This is a genomic window from Kribbella sp. CCNWLW201, assembly GCF_037203805.1.
Taxonomy (GTDB): Bacteria; Actinomycetota; Actinomycetes; order Propionibacteriales; family Kribbellaceae; genus Kribbella.
Map to the genome: position 1 here is coordinate 63,840 of NZ_JBBCBQ010000004.1, position 15,633 is coordinate 79,472.

Consider the following 15,633-nt stretch of genomic DNA (forward strand, 5'->3'; position numbering starts at 1 on the left):
CGGGCCCCGACGAAGGAGCAGAGTTGACCACGTACACGCTTCCCGACCTCCCCTACGACTACGGCGCACTGGCGCCGAGCATCGCCGGTGAGATCATGGAGCTGCACCACTCCAAGCACCACCAGACCTACGTGAACGGCCTGAACGACACCCTCGAGAAGCTGGCCGCGGCGCGCGAGAAGGGTGACTTCGGCGCCATCGTCGGGCTGGAGAAGTCGCTCGCCTTCAACCTCGGCGGGCACGTCAACCACTCGATCTTCTGGAAGAACCTCTCTCCGGACGGCGGCGACAAGCCGGACGGCGAGCTGGGTGCCGCCGTAGACGAGTTCTTCGGCTCGTTCGACGGCTTCCAGGCCCACTTCACCGCGGCGGCGACCACCATCCAGGGGTCCGGCTGGGCGATCCTCGGCTGGGACGCGCTGGCCGGCCGGCTGCTCGTCCACCAGCTGTACGACCAGCAGGGCAACCTGCCGGCCGGGCAGATCCCGATCGTGATGCTGGACATGTGGGAGCACGCCTTCTACCTGCAGTACAAGAACGTGAAGCCGGACTACGTCAAGGCCTGGTGGAACGTGGTGAACTGGGGCGACGCCCAGGCCCGCTTCGACGCGGCCCGCGCCGGCGCTTCCGGTCTCATCAACGGCTGACCTGCACCAGCACGGCTCGAGGGGCGCCCCCATCCCGGGGGCGCCCCTCGCGTTCTGTCAGCGCAGGAAACCTGAGATCACCGGTGCGATCGCGGAAGCCTTGATCATGTGGTTCTGACCAGGCACCTCTTCGTGCTTCGCGCCCGGTACGGCGCCCGCGAGCTCCTTCACCGAGGTCCGCATCCAGCCCGGGCTCTTCCCGCCGTTGACGACCAGCGCCGGCGCCTCGATCGTTGCCCACTGCTCCGGGTCGAGCGGCCGGCCGAAACAGTTGTTGCCGAGCAACAGGGCGTCGTACGGAAGGGTGTGTGCGACCGCCTTCATGCCCTTCCAGGCCGGCATCAGCTTCATCATCCCGACCACGAATCCCGGCAGCCCGATGCCCTTGGTCATGAAGTACTTGACCGCGTCCCCCGGCTCGAGTGCGCGCAGGTCCGCGACCCAGGTCGACGGGATCTGCTTGCGGCTCTGATCGACGACGTACGGCGGCTCGAACGCGACCAGTTTCGTGATCGGCAACCCGGCCGCCGCGGCTCGCAGTGTCAGTGCCGCACCTGACGAGGTGCCGTAGACGTATGCAGAACCACCTGCCGCCTCGATCACCGCGGCCAGATCCTCGATCTCGCGCTCAATCGCGTACTCCGCCGCGTCGCCGCTGTCGCCGCGACCACGCCGGTCGTAGTTGTAGACCGTGAACTCAGCCGCCAGCACTTCGGCGAGCTCCGGCATCGGGCCCTGCGCCCGGCTGCACAGGGCGCCGTCGACCAGCACCAGAGCCGGCCCGCTGCCACGCTTGTCGTACGCGATCGTCGTACCGTCTGTGGAAATCACCGTGTCGGTCATGCGAAAAGCCTCCTGCGTCCAGTGGGCCAATCGGCTGGCCTCGTCACTGCGTCGAATACCGATCCCGGAAATCGACACGTCGGGAGGGAAACCTACTGACAGGCCGCGGCGCGCTCGAGGAGCAGCGTGCGTTCCCGCTCGTTGCGGGTCAGGCCGGCCGCCTTCTCGAACTCGGCCCGGGCCTCGTCGAGCCGGCCGAGCTTGAACAGCAGGTCGCCGCGGACACTCGGCAGCAGGTGATAGTCCTTCAGCGTCGGCTCGTCCGCGAGCGCGTCGACGGCCGCGAGTCCGCGTTCCGGGCCGAACGCCATCGAGATCGCGACCGCCTGGTTGAGCTCGACCACCGGCGACGGGGTGACTTGCGCGAGTACGGCGTACAGGCCGGCGATCCGGGCCCAGTCGGTGTCGTCGGGGTCGGCGGCGCGGGCATGGCAGGCGGCGATGGCGGCCTGGATGAGGTACGGGCCGGGCGGTTTGTCGAGTGCCCAGGCGCGGTCGAGTCCTTCGAGGCCGCGGCGGATCAGCAGCCGGTCCCAGCGGCGGCGGTCCTGGTCGAGCAGCAGGACGGGCTCGCCCTCGGGGCCGATGCGGGCGTTGGCGCGAGATGCCTGGAGCTCCATCAGCGAGAGCAGGCCGGCGACCTCCGGCTCGTCGGGCATCAGTTCGGCCAGCAGGCGGCCGAGGCGCATCGCCTCGTTGCAGAGCGCCGGGCGCATCCAGTCGTCGCCGGCGGTCGCGGAGTAGCCCTCGTTGTAGATCAGGTAGACGACCTCGAGTACGGACGAGAGCCGCTCCAGCAGGTCCTCGCCGGCCGGCACCTCGAACTCGACGCCGGCCTTGGCGAGGTTCCGCTTGGCCCGGACGATCCGCTGGGCGATCGTCGACTCCGGGGCCAGGAACGCGCGGGCGATCTCGTCGGTCTTCAGGCCGCCGAGCAGCTTCAGCGTCAGCGTCACCCGCGCGTCCATCGTCAGCACCGGGTGACACGCGGTGAACACCAGCCGGAGCAGGTCGTCCTCGATGTGGTCCTCGAGAATCGCCTCGACGTCGTCCTCGACACTTTCGCCGTCGATCTCCAGGTCGTGGCCGAGCTCGGCGAGCTTGCGCTGGTACGTCTCCTTGCGCCGGATCAGGTCGATTGCGCGCCGCTTGGCGATCGCCATCAGCCAGGCGCCCGGATTCTTCGGTACGCCGGACTCCGGCCACTGCTCCAACGCCGCCACCAGCGCGTCCTGCGCCAGCTCCTCGGCCAGCCCGACATCCCGCACGATCCGGGCCACACCGGCGATGATCCGGGCCGACTCGATCCGCCAGACCGCGTCAACCGCCCCGTGCGCCTCAATAACCGTCACCCGCTCACTGTAGACAGACTGGGGGATTCAAACGATTGCTGGTGGTTGGGTGGGTACAGACAGTGGCCGGGGAGCGGGGCATCGGGTTGGGGCGAATAGACTTCGTCTGCTGAAACCCCCTCCGAAGATGGCTCGAGGTTTGTTGTGCTCACCATGCAGGACGCGCTGCTGGCGCTGACGAAGTACTGGACCGACCGCGGGTGCATGGTCGTGCAGCCGTTCAACACCGAGGTCGGCGCCGGAACGCTGAACCCGGCCACCATCCTGCGGGTGCTCGGTCCCGAGCCGTGGCGGGTCGCGTACGTCGAGCCGAGTGTCCGGCCCGACGACAGCCGGTACGGCGAGAACCCGAACCGGCTGCAGACGCACACCCAGTTCCAGGTGGTGCTCAAGCCGGACCCGGGCAATCCGCAGGAGCTGTTCCTGGACAGCCTGACCGCGCTCGGGATCGACATCCACGCCCATGACGTCCGGTTCGTCGAGGACAACTGGGCCAACCCGGCGACCGGTTCCTGGGGTCTCGGCTGGGAGGTCTGGCTGGACGGCCTGGAGATCACCCAGTTCACCTACTTCCAGCAGGCCGGCGGGATGACGCTGGACCCGGTGTCGGTGGAGATCACCTACGGCATCGAGCGGATCATGATGGCGCTGCAGGGTGTCTCGCACTTCAAGGACATCGCCTACGCGCCCGGCATCTCGTACGGCGAGGCGTTCGGCCAGGCCGAGTACGAGATGAGCCGCTACTACCTCGACGACGCCGACGTGGAAAGCCAGAAGCGGCTGTTCGAGGAGTATGCGAACGAGGCCCGCCGGATGCTCGACGCGCGTCTCCCGGTCCCGGCGCACGTCTACGTGCTGCGTTGCTCGCACACCTTCAACGTGCTCGACTCCCGTGGTGCGGTCAGTACGACGGAACGCGCCAAGGCCTTCGGGCGGATGCGGTCGCTGGCCCGCGAGGTGGCTCAGCTGTGGGCCGAGCGCCGTACCGAGCTCGAGCACCCGCTGGGAATCGCCGAGCTGCCCGCGGCGGCGCCGGAGCCGACCGAGTTCCCGGCCATCACCGGGACCAGGCAGCTCACGTTCGAGATCGGCACCGAGGAGATGCCCCCGTCGGAGGTGACCAAGACCGCTGACGCCGTCCGGTCCGCGCTGACCGAGAAGCTGGCCGCGACCCGCCTCGGCCACGGCGACATCACCGTGTACGCCACGCCCCGGCGAGCCGTCGCGTTCGTGGCCGGCGTCCAGGCGGGAGAGCCGGACGCCGAGCGGGTGGTGCGTGGTCCGCGGAAGTCGGCCGCGTACGACGCCGACGGCAACGTCACCAAGGCCGCCGCCGGGTTCGCCCGCGGTCAGGGTGTCGACACCGCCGAGCTGCACGACCTCGATGTCGACGGTGTCGAGTACGTCGCAGTGACCAAGCCCGACCCGGGTCGAGGTGCGGCCGAGGTGCTGAGCGGCGTACTGAGTGAGATCGTCAGCGGGCTGCGGTCGGACAAGAACATGCGCTGGAACGACGCCAAGCTGTCGTTCACCCGGCCGGTTCGCTGGCTGGTCGCGCTGCTCGGCGACCAGGTCGTGCCGGTGTCGGTGTCGTCCTTGGCCGCCGGCCGTACGACTCGGGTGCTTCGGACCGCTGCTCAGCCGCAGGTGGAGATTGCCGCGGCCGAGGGGTACCTGGACCTGCTCCGGATCCACGGCATCGAGGCCGACCCGGCTCGTCGCCGCGAGCAGATCCTGTCGGCTGCAGGCGAGCTTGCGGCGGGCGTCGGCGGCACGATCGACGTCGAGGGTGAGTCCGCGCTGGTCGATCAGATCGTCAACCTGGTCGAGGAGCCGACTGCGATCCTCGGTGGGTTCTCCGCCGACTACCTGACGCTGCCGGGCGAGATCCTCACCACCGTGATGCGCAAGCACCAGCGGTACCTGCCGGTCCGCGATGCCGACGGCAACCTGCTCCCGCACTTCGTTGCCGTGGCCAACGGTTCCGTCGACGAGGACGTGGTCCGCGGTGGCAACGAAGGCGTCCTGCGGGCGCGCTACGAGGACGCCGCGTTCTTCTGGCGGGCCGACCTGGAGACGCCGCTCGAGACCATGAAGAGCGAGCTGGAGAAGCTGGCCTTCGAGGAGAAGCTCGGCTCGATGGCCGACCGGGCGGCGCGAATCGGCCGGATCGCCACCTCGCTCGCCGCTGTGGTGGGGCTGGATGGCGATGACCTGACCACGCTGCGGCGGGCGGCCGAGCTGGCGAAGTTCGACCTCGGATCGCAGATGGTCGTCGAGCTGACCAGCCTGGCCGGCACGATGGCCCGCGAGTACGCACGGCGTGCCGGTGAGACCGAGGCCGTCGCTCAGGCGCTCTACGACATGGAGCTGCCGCGGTCCGCCGGCGACCCGGTGCCGTCGACCACGCCGGGTGCGCTGCTGGCGCTGGCCGACCGGTTCGACCTGCTGGCCGGCCTGTTCGGTATCGGTGCCAAGCCGACCGGTAGCTCCGACCCGTTCGCACTGCGTCGCGCGGCCGCCGGTGTGGTCGCGATCCTGCGCGAGCACCCGTCGTTGAAGGCGATCACCCTGGAGACCGGTCTGAAGGCTGCGGCTGACGAGATCGGTGCCCAGGGCATCGACGTACCGGCGGAATCGCTGGAGGAAGTCGCCGAGTTCACCGTACGGCGGTACGAGCAGCAGCTGATCGATCGCGGTGACGACCACCACCAGGTCGCTGCGGTATTGCCGTTGGCAACGTCTCCGGCGGTCGCGGACGAGACGCTGGCGTCCCTGCAGGAGCTGGTCGGCAGCGGCGACTTCGCCGACCTGGTCGCGGTTCTGCAGCGGGTACGGCGGATCGTGCCGGAGGGGACCGAGGCGTCGTACGACGCGGGCAAGCTGACCGAGCCGGCCGAGGTCGTCCTGCACGAGGCGGTCCAGAAGGTCGGTCAGGCCCCGACGGCGCTGGGCGACTTCGTCACCGCCGCGTCGGTCCTGGTCGAGCCGGTCACCACCTTCTTCGACGAGATCCTGGTGATGGCCGAGGACGCGGACCTGCGGGCCGCCCGTTTGGGGCTGCTGGCAACCATCAGCGCCCTCGCCGCGCCGGTCCTCGACTGGCAGGCCCTCGGCACCAGCCTCAGCCCGGCTGAGTAAGCAGCGACTCAGCGGCCGGTGAAGCGGTCCTTCTACCGCTTCACCGGCCGTCCAGCGTGAGCAGTGCGCCGAGACGCTCGCCGAGTAGGCGGTAGCCGTCGGGGCCTGGGTGTACGTCGTCGACGTACAGGGTCAGCGCTTCGTCCGGCGTGAGGATCGTGCGTCCGTCGATGATCTCGACCTTGGGATCCGTCCGGGCGCCGAGTTCCACACACGTGCGTACGTCGTCCAGCGTGAGGCCGACCGCGTTCGGTTTGCCTTCGAGGTGTGGGGCGACGAGTGGAGTGATCACGACGAGCGGGGTCTGCGGATGGCCTTCGCGGACGGTCGACACGAACGCCTCGACCTGCCCCGGCAGGGTGCGGCCGCTGTACGTCTCACCGCCGTAGATGTTGATGCCGAGACACATCGAGATCAGCCGTGCGGGCAGATCCCGGATCGTGCGTGCTGCGACCGGATCGAGATGGCACTCGCCGGCGAACCCGAGCGAGACCAGGTCCCACCCATGGCTCCGCGCGACCAAGGCCGGCCACGTCTCCGATGGCCCGTAGGAGCCCGTGCACTGCGTGATCGAACTGCCGTAGGCGATCCAGCGCGGCCCGGCCGGTGCCAGCGGTTCGGCCTCGCCGTCGAACGAGAGCCCGCGGACCCCGATCACTCCCGAGTGCGGTAGCCAGATCTCGACGTCGACCGGACGTCCAGGCAGCTCGACCACGAGTCGCTGCTCACCGTCGCGGACCACGCATCGCTCGTACAGCTCGCCGTCGACGAGCAGGTCCATCGGCGCGATCATCGTGTAGATGCCAAGGCTCGCGCGGATCTCCAGGCTCACCGACGATGCCGCCGTACGCCAGGCTGCTCGAACGCCCGCGGGTGTCGCGGCGCGCTCCCACAACCGGTGGCCCTGGCGTTCCGGGTCCCCGATCCAGTCGATCAGGTGGAAGTCGTGGCCACGCGGATCCATCCGCCAGTACGTCGTCCACCCGTCGGCGTCCGTCTCACGATGCCGAAAACCGGTCCACAGGGCTTCACTCATACGCGTGCTCCTCGGATGCCTCGGAGTGACCGGGCGACGGGTTGTGCGGCGGCGGACGTGAGGCGGGCGACCGCGCGCGCACCGAGGCTGGCGTCGACATGGGCGAGCATGACCGCGGCGGCCGTCTCGGAGTCTCCGGCCGCGATCGCGTCCACCAATGCGAGGTGCTCGGCGTGCGTCCGGTCCAGATCCTCCTCGGTCCGGCCGTCCTCGAGAGCAAGCCTGCGGTACCGGTCCGCCTTGTCCCACAGACCGTCCAAGGTCTGGACCAGCATCTGGTTGTGCGACGCGGTGTAGATCGCGACGTGGAAGCGCCGATGTGTCGACAACTCGGCCGGCCCGGGGTCGGTCCGCAACGGCAGCAACTCGTCCGCCGTCGCCCGGATCAGTGCAAGGTCCTCCCTGGTACGACGCTCTGCCGCCAACCCGGCCGCCAGCGGATCGAGCGACCGCCGGATCTCGACCAGATCGCGGGCCTCCTCGGCGGTGAGCCGGGTGACCCGGGCGTCCCGGTGGGCGTCCAGCTCCACTAGTCCGTCACTCATCAACCGTCGCAGCGCTTCGCGGAGGGGCGTCGTACTGATCCCCAGTTGTCGTGCCAGGGCCGCCTGCTGGATGACCGACCCGGGCACGAGGTCGCCGCCCAGCACCAGCTCGCGGACGAGGTCGTACGCGACCTCGGCCTTGGTCGGCACCTTGGTCTCCGTCACGCCTGTCCTCCGAGGTTATAACGACAGTGGAGAGAGAATACCTTGAGATCAAGCCTTGAGACGACAGCTGCCCGGATATTGACGTAGAAGGTTATAACGACTGACACTCGTGGCCATGGCAGACAACTACAGGCTGGGTGTACTGGCCGGCGACGGCATCGGGCCCGAGATCGTGCCCGCGGCCGTGCAGGTCCTCGACGCGGCGGTGGCTGCTGCCGGTGGTGCGCCGATCGAGTGGGTTCCACTCCCGGTCGGGGCCGAGGCGATCGAGACGCACGGCAGTGCGCTCCCGCCGATCACGCTGGAGACGCTCGAGCAGCTCGACGGCTGGCTCCTCGGTCCGCACGACAGTGCGTCGTACCCGGAAGAGCATCGAGTGCAGCTGAACCCGAGCGGGTTCCTCCGCAAGCACTTCGACCTGTTCGCGAACATCCGGCCGGCGAAGGCCTTCGAGGGGACGCCCGCGCTGGTGCCCGGCCTCGACCTGGTCGTCGTCCGGGAGAACACCGAGGGCTTCTACGCCGACCGCAGTACGTATCGCGGCACCGGCGAGTACATGCCGACCCCCGATGTGGCGATCGCGATGGGTATTTTTACCCGGCCCGCGATCGAGCGGATCGCGCGGCAGGCGTTCGAGTTGGCGATGCGGCGTCGCAAGCACCTGACCGTCGTACACAAGGCCAACGTGCTTCGTCTGACCACGGGATTCTTCCGGGACATCTGCCGCGAGATCGCTGTCGAGTATCCGGACGTGCGGGTTGATGACTTCCACATCGACGCGATGACCGTTCACCTGGTCCGGCACGGTGCCGACTTCGACGTCCTGGTCACTGAGAACATGTTCGGCGACATCCTGTCCGACCTGGCCGGCGAACTGGCCGGATCGCTCGGCATCGCGCCATCCATCAACGCCTCGCGCGACCACGCGATGGCTCAGGCCGCCCATGGCTCGGCACCGGATATCGCCGGCCGCAACCTGGCCAACCCGACCGCGATGATCGCGTCCGGCGCGATGCTGCTCGACTGGCTCGGCACCCGGCACGACGATCTGGTTGCCCGGCAGGCCGCCGTACTGGTCGAAGAAGGGCTGCGGGCAACAGTTGCTGGAGGCATCCGTACGGCGGACCTCGGCGGAACGGCCGGTACGGCGGAGTTCGCCGCAGCCGTGGCCGATGGTCTGAAATGAGCACCCTGACCATCGGGGACCGCTCTTACTCCTTCCACTCGTTACGCGGCATCGCGCCGGATCATCTGCCGCGCACGCTGCGGATCCTGCTGGAGAACGCGGTCCGGCACCAGACATCGAGCGGAGTGCTCAGGGTGTGGGAGCCCGGCGTGGTCGGTGAGTTGGAGGTGCATCCGTCGCGGGTGTTCCTGCACGACACCAACGGCGTACCGGTGCTTGCGGATCTGGCCGCCATGCGTGACGCGATGGTGGCCCAGGGCAAGGATCCGGCGCTGGTCGATCCACTGATCCCGGCCGAGCTGGTGGTGGATCACTCGGTGATCGCGGACGTCTTCGGCCGGCCGGATGCGATGCAGCTGAATGTCGCGTTGGAGTACGAGCGGAACGCCGAGCGGTTCCGGTTCCTGCGCTGGGGTCAGCAGACGTTCAAACAGTTGAAGGTCGTCCCGCCGGGTGCGGGGATCATGCACCAGATCAACCTGGAGCACCTTGCCCGGGTGGTCGAGGAACGCGACGGTGAACTCTTCCCGGATCTCTGCCTAGGTACGGATTCGCACACCACGATGGTCAACGGGCTGGGGGTGCTCGGCTGGGGAATCGGCGGGATCGAGGCCGAGGCGGCGATGCTCGGGCAGTCGGTGTCGATGGTGCTGCCAAAGGTGGTCGGCGTACGACTGACCGGCTCGTTGCCGATCGGAACGACGGCGACCGATCTCGTGCTGACAATCACGGAGACGCTGCGGGCGCACGGCGTGGTCGGCACGCTGGTCGAGTTCGGCGGACCGGCGCTGGCCGATTTGCCGGTGCCGGACCGGGCGACGATCGCGAACATGAGCCCGGAGTTCGGCTCGACCGTGGCGTACTTCCCGATCGACCAGCGCACGCTGGACTACCTGCTCTTCACCGGGCGTTCCCAAGAGAAGGTCGCGGTCGTCGAGGCGTACGCGCGTGCACAAGGGCTGTGGCACGACCCTGAGGCGGAGCTTCGGTACGACGAGTACGTCGACATCGACCTGAGCAGTGTCGTCCCGTCGATCGCGGGTCCGCGTCGGCCACAGCAACGTACGTCACTCACCGAGGCTCGCCCTGCCGTTGAGGCGGAGCTGCCACCGGGTCCGCGTACGGCCGAGGCGCCCGGGCATGGTGCCGTGGTCGTCGCGGCGATCACCTCCTGCACGAACACCTCGAATCCCGCGGTGATGGTGGCCGCCGGTTTGCTCGCCCGGAACGCGGTCGAGCGCGGTCTCACCAGCAAGCCGTGGGTGAAGACGACACTCTCGCCCGGATCGCGCGTGGTGATGGACTACCTCGGCGATGCGGGACTCACGCCGTACCTGGAGAAGCTCGGCTTCCATCTGGTCGGCTTCGGCTGTATGACGTGCATCGGGGCGTCGGGCGCGCTGATCGACTCGGTGGGTCAGGCGGTCCGTTCGCAGGATCTGACCGTGGCCGCCGTACTGTCCGGCAATCGCAACTTCGAGGGGCGGATCCAGCCTGACGTGCGGCTCAACTACCTCGCGTCGCCGCCGCTGGTGATCGCCTATGCCCTCGCGGGCCGGATGGACATCGACCTCCTCAACGAGCCCCTCGGTGTCGACGCAAGCGGTGACTCGGTCTACCTCGCCGACCTCTGGCCGCAGCCGACCGACATCGACGCGGTGATCAGTCGCACGCTGAAGCCTGAGCTCTTCAACAGCGCGTACGACGATGTCTTCGTCGGGGACGACCGTTGGCAGCGGCTCGAGGTGCCCGAGGGCGAGACCTTCGCCTGGGGTGATTCGACGTACCTGCAGCGACCGCCGTACTTCGATCAGCCGGCGGCGCCCGGAGAACTGATCGGCGCACGGGCGCTGGTGCGGCTCGGTGACTCGGTCACCACGGACCACATCTCGCCTGCGGGAGCGATTCCGGTCGACAGCGTAGCCGGCCGCTATCTGCTGGATCGCGGAGTCACCCAGTTGAACACCTATGCGTCGCGACGAGGCAACCATCTGGTGATGATGCGGGGTGCCTTCGGCAACGTCCGGCTGCGCAATCAGCTTGCCCAGGGCATCGAAGGTCCGACGACACCAGGGCCGGACGGCGTACTGACCTCGATCGTCGACGCTGCCGAGGCCTATCGCGCGGCCGGCGTACCGATCGTGGTTGTCGCGGGCAAAGAATACGGGACGGGGTCGTCCCGGGATTGGGCCGCGAAGGGTCCGGCGTTGCTCGGCGTACAGGCGGTACTGGCGCAGTCGTTCGAGCGCATCCACCGGTCGAACCTGGTCGGTCTCGGCATCCTGCCGCTGGAGTTCCTACCTGGTGAGGGTGACGAGCTGACCGGTGAAGACCCGATCGACATCCACCTCGGTGAGGACGGGTTCGCCACCGCGCAGTCTGCGGGAAAGCAGTACCGCTTGAAGATTCGCCTCGACACCCCACGCGAAGTCGACTACTACCACCACGGCGGCGTCCTGCCCTACGTCCTGAACCGCCTGACCGTTGCGAGGTCAGGAAAGTAGCAGGTAGACTGATGTAACAGGTGATGCAATTTAACTAAGGTTACGCTCACCTACCCCGCGGAAAGGGTTCCTGAAATGACCGCGCATGTAGCGGAAGTGCCGACTCCCGAGATTCACCACTCCCACCGCGACGTCACCGGAGGCTGGCTGCGGCCCGCGACCTTCGGCGTGATGGACGGCCTGGTGTCGAACTTCGCCCTGGTCGCCGGCGTGGTCGGCGGTGGCGCGACCGGCAAGGTCGTGATCATCACAGGACTGGCCGGCCTGGTTGCCGGTGCCTGCTCGATGGCGTCCGGCGAGTTCACCTCGGTCTCGTCGCAGACCGAACTGATGCAGTCCGAGATCGAGGTCGAGCGGCGCGAGTTGCAGATCCATCCGGAGGAAGAAGAGCGCGAACTCGCCATGATGTACGAGGCGAAGGGCCTGCGTCCCGAGCTCGCCGCGCAGGTTGCCCGCGAGCTGACCTCCGACCCGGATGTCGCGCTCGATGTGCACGTGCGCGAGGAGCTTGGTGTCGACCCCAACGACCTGCCTTCGCCCTGGGTGGCGGCCGGGTCGTCGTTCGTCGCGTTTGCCTTCGGCGCCGTGATTCCGCTGATCCCGTTCATCTTCGGCGCCATGAGTGTGTGGCCGGCGCTGTTGCTGAGTGCGCTCGGTCTGGTCGTGACCGGCGGCATCGTCGGCAAGATCACCGCACGGCCCTTCTGGTACGGCGGTGGGCGGCAACTGCTCCTGGGCGGGATCTCGGCCGCTGTCACGTTCGTGATCGGTCTGGCCGTAGGCACCGGGTTGTCATGACAGATGCAGGGCGGCCGTTGCGTGTCACGGCTCTGATCAAGCAGGTGCCGAAGGGTGACCACAGCGGACGGCTGGACGCCGACGGGCGGCTGGAGCGGGCCGGCGCTGTCACGGAGATGAACCCGTGGTGCCGCCGAGCCGTCGCTCAGGCCGTCCGGCTGGCGGGGGAGTCCGGTGGTCGCAGTACGGCGATCACCATGGGTCCTCCGGTGGCGGCCGACGTACTGCGTGAAGCGCTCGCGTGGGGTGTGGACGACGCGCTGCATCTGACGGATCCGGCGCTGGCCGGGTCGGACTGCTTGGTCACCGCTCGCGCGCTGGCCGCCACGATCGCGGTGCTCGACGACCGACCGGACCTGATCCTGGTCGGCGCCAGCTCCGTCGACGGCAGCACCGGCGCGGTCGGCGCCATGCTCGCCGAACTCCTCGGCCTCCCCTTCACCGGCCCGGTCCTCACCCTCGAGCCCTCCGGCACTTACCTCCGGACCACCGTCCAACACGACACCGGCACCGAGGCCGTCGACGTACAGCTCCCCGCGGTAGTGGCCGTAGCCGAACGCTCCTGCCCACCGGCCAAGGTTCCTGTGGACTCGTGGCCACCCGCCGACGGAATCCGCCGAGTAACGACCGCCGACCTGACGCCTGCTCGCTGGGGCCTGTCCGGCAGCCCAACAAGAGTATCGAGCGTCCACCCAGCACCCCTGACCCGCGACCCGGTGATCTTCCGCGGCCGCCCCGAAACCCAGGTGTCACGCGCTCTGGCCGAGCTGGTTGCCCGAGGCTGCTTCGAGCTCCAGCAAGCCGACATCCATGAGCTGGTGCCCAACGGCCCGGCTCCCGCCCCGGCCCCAGTCGGTGGGGCTCCTCTCCTCCTCGCCGGGGCTGAGGTGGTGGTGTTGGTGGGGTCTGGGCCGGCGGCAGGCACTCAAGCGCTGCTTGGTGCGGCTGCGGCGCTTGCTGCTGAGGTTGGTGGGTGTGTGACCGCAGTAAGAACTGTGGCGAGTACAGGAGATCTTGCGCGGTGGGGTGCGGATGCTGTTGTCACGTTGAGTGGGGATGAACCGCGACCAGCAGCCGAGAGTCTCGTGAAGTGGATGGCTGAGCGGGAGCCTTGGGCTGTGCTTGGGGCGGCGTTGCCGTGGGATCGGGAGGTGTTGGCGCGGCTCGCGGTGGCGACTGGCGCTGGGTTGATGAGCGACCTGGTCAGCCTGAGTGTTGACGGCAACCGTCTGGCCGGCTTGAAGCCGTCCGGCGGCGGCACTTTGGCCGAGATCGTCAGCCATGGGTCGCCGCAGATCGCGACCATCCGGACCGGCCTCCTCCCACTGCGCACTCCGCGCCCCGACCGCCCCCTCGACGACCACCTCCTGCACGTAGCAGCAGATCCAGCAGTACGTCGGGCAGAGCGTCGTACCGGAAGCGAAGGCGACGCCCTGGACCGCGCCGACGTGGTGATCGGAGTCGGCCGCGGCGTGGCACCTGAGAGCTACGCGGAGCTCGAGCCGATGCGCGTGCTCCTCGGCGCGGAGTTCGCCGCGACTCGCAAGGTCACCGACGAAGGCTGGCTGCCACACGGCCGCCAGGTCGGGATCACCGGCCGGAACGTCGCGCCGCGGATGTACTTCGCGGTCGGCCTGTCCGGCAACCTGAACCACCTGGCCGGCGCGAGCCGGGCCGGGACCGTCCTGGCCATCAACACCGACCCGGCCGCGGAGATCTTCGCGCACTGTGACGTCGGGCTGGTCGCGGACTGGCGGGAGGTGATGCCCCACCTGGTGGAGCGACTACGCGTCCACGTGCGGCCCGGGGGATAACCTGTGCGGCATGGCGACGACCCGACAGAAGAAGGCTGCGGTGACCACCCCTGACACCGAGGCCTGGCTGCTGCTGATCTACAAGGTGCCCAGCGACTCGTCGCGGGCGCGGGTGGCGGTCTGGCGGGAGCTGAAGCGGCTCGGCGGTTTCTACGTCCAGCAGGCGGTGTGTGTGCTGCCGGACCGCGACGACCTGCGGGCCGGGCTGGAGAAGGTGCGGGAGCGGGTCTCGGAGCTCGGCGGCTCGAGCGTGTTCCTCACCCTCACCGACGTCGACGACGATGCCCGGGATCAGTTCGTGGAGGGCTTCCGGAGCCAGTCCGCGAAGGAGTACGCCGAGATCGTCGAGGAGTGCGACACCAAGTTCGTCAAGGAGATCGAGTTCGAGCGGTTCCGGGAGAACTACACGTTCGAGGAGGCCGAGGAGATTCGCCAGGACCTGGAGAAGCTCCGCCGCTGGCTGGCCAAGGTCGAGGGCCGCGACTGGATGGGTGCCGACGGCAAAGAGCTGGCCCGGTCCAAGGTGGCCGACTGCGAACGCCTGCTGGAAGAGTTCGAGGCCGACGTCTACGAACGCACCGAAGGCAAGGTCTAGCCGCGCCGCTGGGGTTTCGGCCTGGTGGTGCCGAGGATCGTCTCGTCCGCGAGTGGGTAGCCGTTGAGCTGTTCGCGGAGCTGGTTCATCCGGACCGTGTTGCTCAGCGCGCTCTCGCGGTCGTTCGCGGCGACGGCGATGACGAGTGCCTCCAGCAGGATCAGGACCATCACCTGGCTGGTGTACGTCCCGGGGCGGCTCATCCGGGTGGACAGTACGACGGCCACCTCGTCCCGCAGCGCCTCGCCGAGCGTGTCGGTCACCAGGATCACCGGTATGCCGGCCTCCGTGCAGGTGTCCAGGATGATCCGCGACTCGCGGTTCAGCCGGTTGTGCGCCATCAGGATGACGACGTCCTCGGCTCCGAGCAGCAGGAGCCGGTCCGCCAGCCGGTAACCGGTGTCGGTCGCGACCCGGGCCCGGTGCCCGATCCGGGTCAGGTGGGTGGCGATGTACTCCGAGACGCCGTCCAGGCCGGCCAATCCGCAGACCACGGTCTCGCGGGCGCCGTCGATGAGCTCGACCGCGCGCCGGAACTCGGCCGGATCGATGGTCTGCTCGGCCATGGTCAGGTGCTCGATGTGGTCGCGCAGGGTGGCCCGCAGCACCGCCTCGGGGCCGTCGCCGACCGACTGGAGGCTGGCGCTCAGCCGGTTGGCCGGCGTGAGCAGGGTCTGCAGATGGCCCTGTAGTGAACGCTTCAGCCCGGGCAGGCCGTCGTACCCGAGCGCCTTGGCGGTCCGCACGACGCTCGCGTCGCTGGTGCCGGTCGCGCGCCCGAGCTCCTCGGCGGACGAGAACGCGGCCTCCTGCGGATGCGCGGACAGGTACTCCGCGACCTTCCGCTCGGTCGCGGTGAGGTCGGCGAGGCGTGTCGCCACCCGCTCCTGCAAGGTCGGCGGCTTGGTCTCCGCAGTGGTCACGACGACTCCTCCCTAGGGGTCGCTCTCATCATTTCATTCGCGAACACGTTGACAGGGATTGTAGCAATCACTACCGTCAAACGA

General features: G+C 68.5%; 12 protein-coding genes. 7 read left to right on the forward strand and 5 right to left on the reverse strand.

Annotated elements, in window-relative coordinates; all coding sequences use genetic code 11:
• Positions 1-23: 23 nt before the first annotated feature.
• The gene (locus tag V9K99_RS18865) at positions 24-647 is read left to right on the forward strand and encodes a superoxide dismutase (protein WP_337009156.1); all 624 of its coding nucleotides are present in this window, start codon (positions 24-26) and stop codon (positions 645-647) included.
• A 57-nt stretch (positions 648-704) separates the two neighbouring features.
• On the opposite strand, the gene V9K99_RS18870 is transcribed toward V9K99_RS18865, so the two are convergent.
• Together V9K99_RS18870 and V9K99_RS18875 are read right to left on the reverse strand one after the other, a co-directional pair.
• Positions 705-1,490: an alpha/beta fold hydrolase gene (locus V9K99_RS18870; protein ID WP_337009158.1), complete on the reverse strand. Its 786-nt coding sequence runs from the start codon at positions 1,488-1,490 to the stop codon at positions 705-707.
• Between the two features lie 92 nt (positions 1,491-1,582).
• The gene (locus V9K99_RS18875) at positions 1,583-2,842 is read right to left on the reverse strand and encodes an RNA polymerase sigma factor (RefSeq protein WP_337009160.1); all 1,260 of its coding nucleotides are present in this window, start codon (positions 2,840-2,842) and stop codon (positions 1,583-1,585) included.
• A gap of 153 nt (positions 2,843-2,995) precedes the next feature.
• Between V9K99_RS18875 and V9K99_RS18880 the strand changes: the two genes are divergently transcribed.
• Positions 2,996-5,983 (forward strand): glycine--tRNA ligase, encoded by a 2,988-nt coding sequence (locus tag V9K99_RS18880; protein ID WP_337009326.1) that lies wholly within the window; start codon positions 2,996-2,998, stop codon positions 5,981-5,983.
• Positions 5,984-6,023: 40 nt separating this feature from the next.
• On the opposite strand, the gene V9K99_RS18885 is transcribed toward V9K99_RS18880, so the two are convergent.
• Together V9K99_RS18885 and V9K99_RS18890 are read right to left on the reverse strand one after the other, a co-directional pair.
• Positions 6,024-7,019 carry a GDSL-type esterase/lipase family protein gene (locus tag V9K99_RS18885; RefSeq protein WP_337009162.1) on the reverse strand — a complete coding sequence of 332 codons (996 nt, stop codon included), beginning with the start codon at positions 7,017-7,019 and terminating at the stop codon, positions 6,024-6,026.
• Entirely contained in the window at positions 7,016-7,729 is a 714-nt protein-coding gene (locus tag V9K99_RS18890; RefSeq protein WP_337009163.1) for a GntR family transcriptional regulator, read from the reverse strand. The genes V9K99_RS18885 and V9K99_RS18890 overlap by 4 nt, the downstream gene beginning before the upstream one ends.
• 115 nt (positions 7,730-7,844) lie before the next feature.
• Here V9K99_RS18890 and V9K99_RS18895 point away from each other — a divergent pair, with 115 nt between their 5' ends.
• The 5 genes from V9K99_RS18895 (at position 7,845) to V9K99_RS18915 (ending at position 14,626) form a co-directional block, all read left to right on the forward strand.
• A complete protein-coding gene (locus V9K99_RS18895) occupies positions 7,845-8,915 on the forward strand; it encodes an isocitrate/isopropylmalate dehydrogenase family protein (protein ID WP_337009166.1) in 1,071 nt (356 codons plus the stop codon).
• Complete coding sequence (gene acnA, locus V9K99_RS18900) at positions 8,912-11,419, forward strand: aconitate hydratase AcnA (protein ID WP_337009168.1); 2,508 nt, start codon at positions 8,912-8,914, stop codon at positions 11,417-11,419. Before V9K99_RS18895 ends, acnA begins: the two co-directional genes overlap by 4 nt.
• A 75-nt stretch (positions 11,420-11,494) precedes the next feature.
• Complete coding sequence (locus V9K99_RS18905) at positions 11,495-12,217, forward strand: VIT1/CCC1 transporter family protein (RefSeq protein ID WP_337009171.1); 723 nt, start codon at positions 11,495-11,497, stop codon at positions 12,215-12,217.
• Entirely contained in the window at positions 12,214-14,031 is a 1,818-nt protein-coding gene (locus V9K99_RS18910; protein ID WP_337009172.1) for an FAD-binding protein, read from the forward strand. Before V9K99_RS18905 ends, V9K99_RS18910 begins: the two co-directional genes overlap by 4 nt.
• Positions 14,032-14,041: 10 nt before the next feature.
• Positions 14,042-14,626 (forward strand): Chromate resistance protein ChrB, encoded by a 585-nt coding sequence (locus V9K99_RS18915; protein ID WP_337009174.1) that lies wholly within the window; start codon positions 14,042-14,044, stop codon positions 14,624-14,626.
• Here V9K99_RS18915 and V9K99_RS18920 read toward each other — a convergent pair.
• The gene (locus V9K99_RS18920; RefSeq protein WP_337009175.1) at positions 14,623-15,549 is read right to left on the reverse strand and encodes a MurR/RpiR family transcriptional regulator; all 927 of its coding nucleotides are present in this window, start codon (positions 15,547-15,549) and stop codon (positions 14,623-14,625) included. The genes V9K99_RS18915 and V9K99_RS18920 overlap by 4 nt on opposite strands.
• Positions 15,550-15,633 lie beyond the last annotated feature (84 nt).

Excerpts from the sequence above, each read along its gene's own strand:
- V9K99_RS18870 (WP_337009158.1), bottom strand. The coding sequence starts at position 1,490 with ATGACCGACACGGTGATTTCCACAGACGGTACGACGATCGCGTACGAC.
- V9K99_RS18880 (WP_337009326.1), top strand. The coding sequence starts at position 2,996 with ATGCAGGACGCGCTGCTGGCGCTGACGAAGTACTGGACCGACCGCGGG.
- V9K99_RS18885 (WP_337009162.1), bottom strand. The coding sequence starts at position 7,019 with ATGAGTGAAGCCCTGTGGACCGGTTTTCGGCATCGTGAGACGGACGCC.
- V9K99_RS18895 (WP_337009166.1), top strand. The coding sequence starts at position 7,845 with ATGGCAGACAACTACAGGCTGGGTGTACTGGCCGGCGACGGCATCGGG.
- acnA (WP_337009168.1), top strand. The coding sequence starts at position 8,912 with ATGAGCACCCTGACCATCGGGGACCGCTCTTACTCCTTCCACTCGTTA.
- V9K99_RS18905 (WP_337009171.1), top strand. The coding sequence starts at position 11,495 with ATGACCGCGCATGTAGCGGAAGTGCCGACTCCCGAGATTCACCACTCC.
- V9K99_RS18910 (WP_337009172.1), top strand. The coding sequence starts at position 12,214 with ATGACAGATGCAGGGCGGCCGTTGCGTGTCACGGCTCTGATCAAGCAG.
- V9K99_RS18915 (WP_337009174.1), top strand. The coding sequence starts at position 14,042 with ATGGCGACGACCCGACAGAAGAAGGCTGCGGTGACCACCCCTGACACC.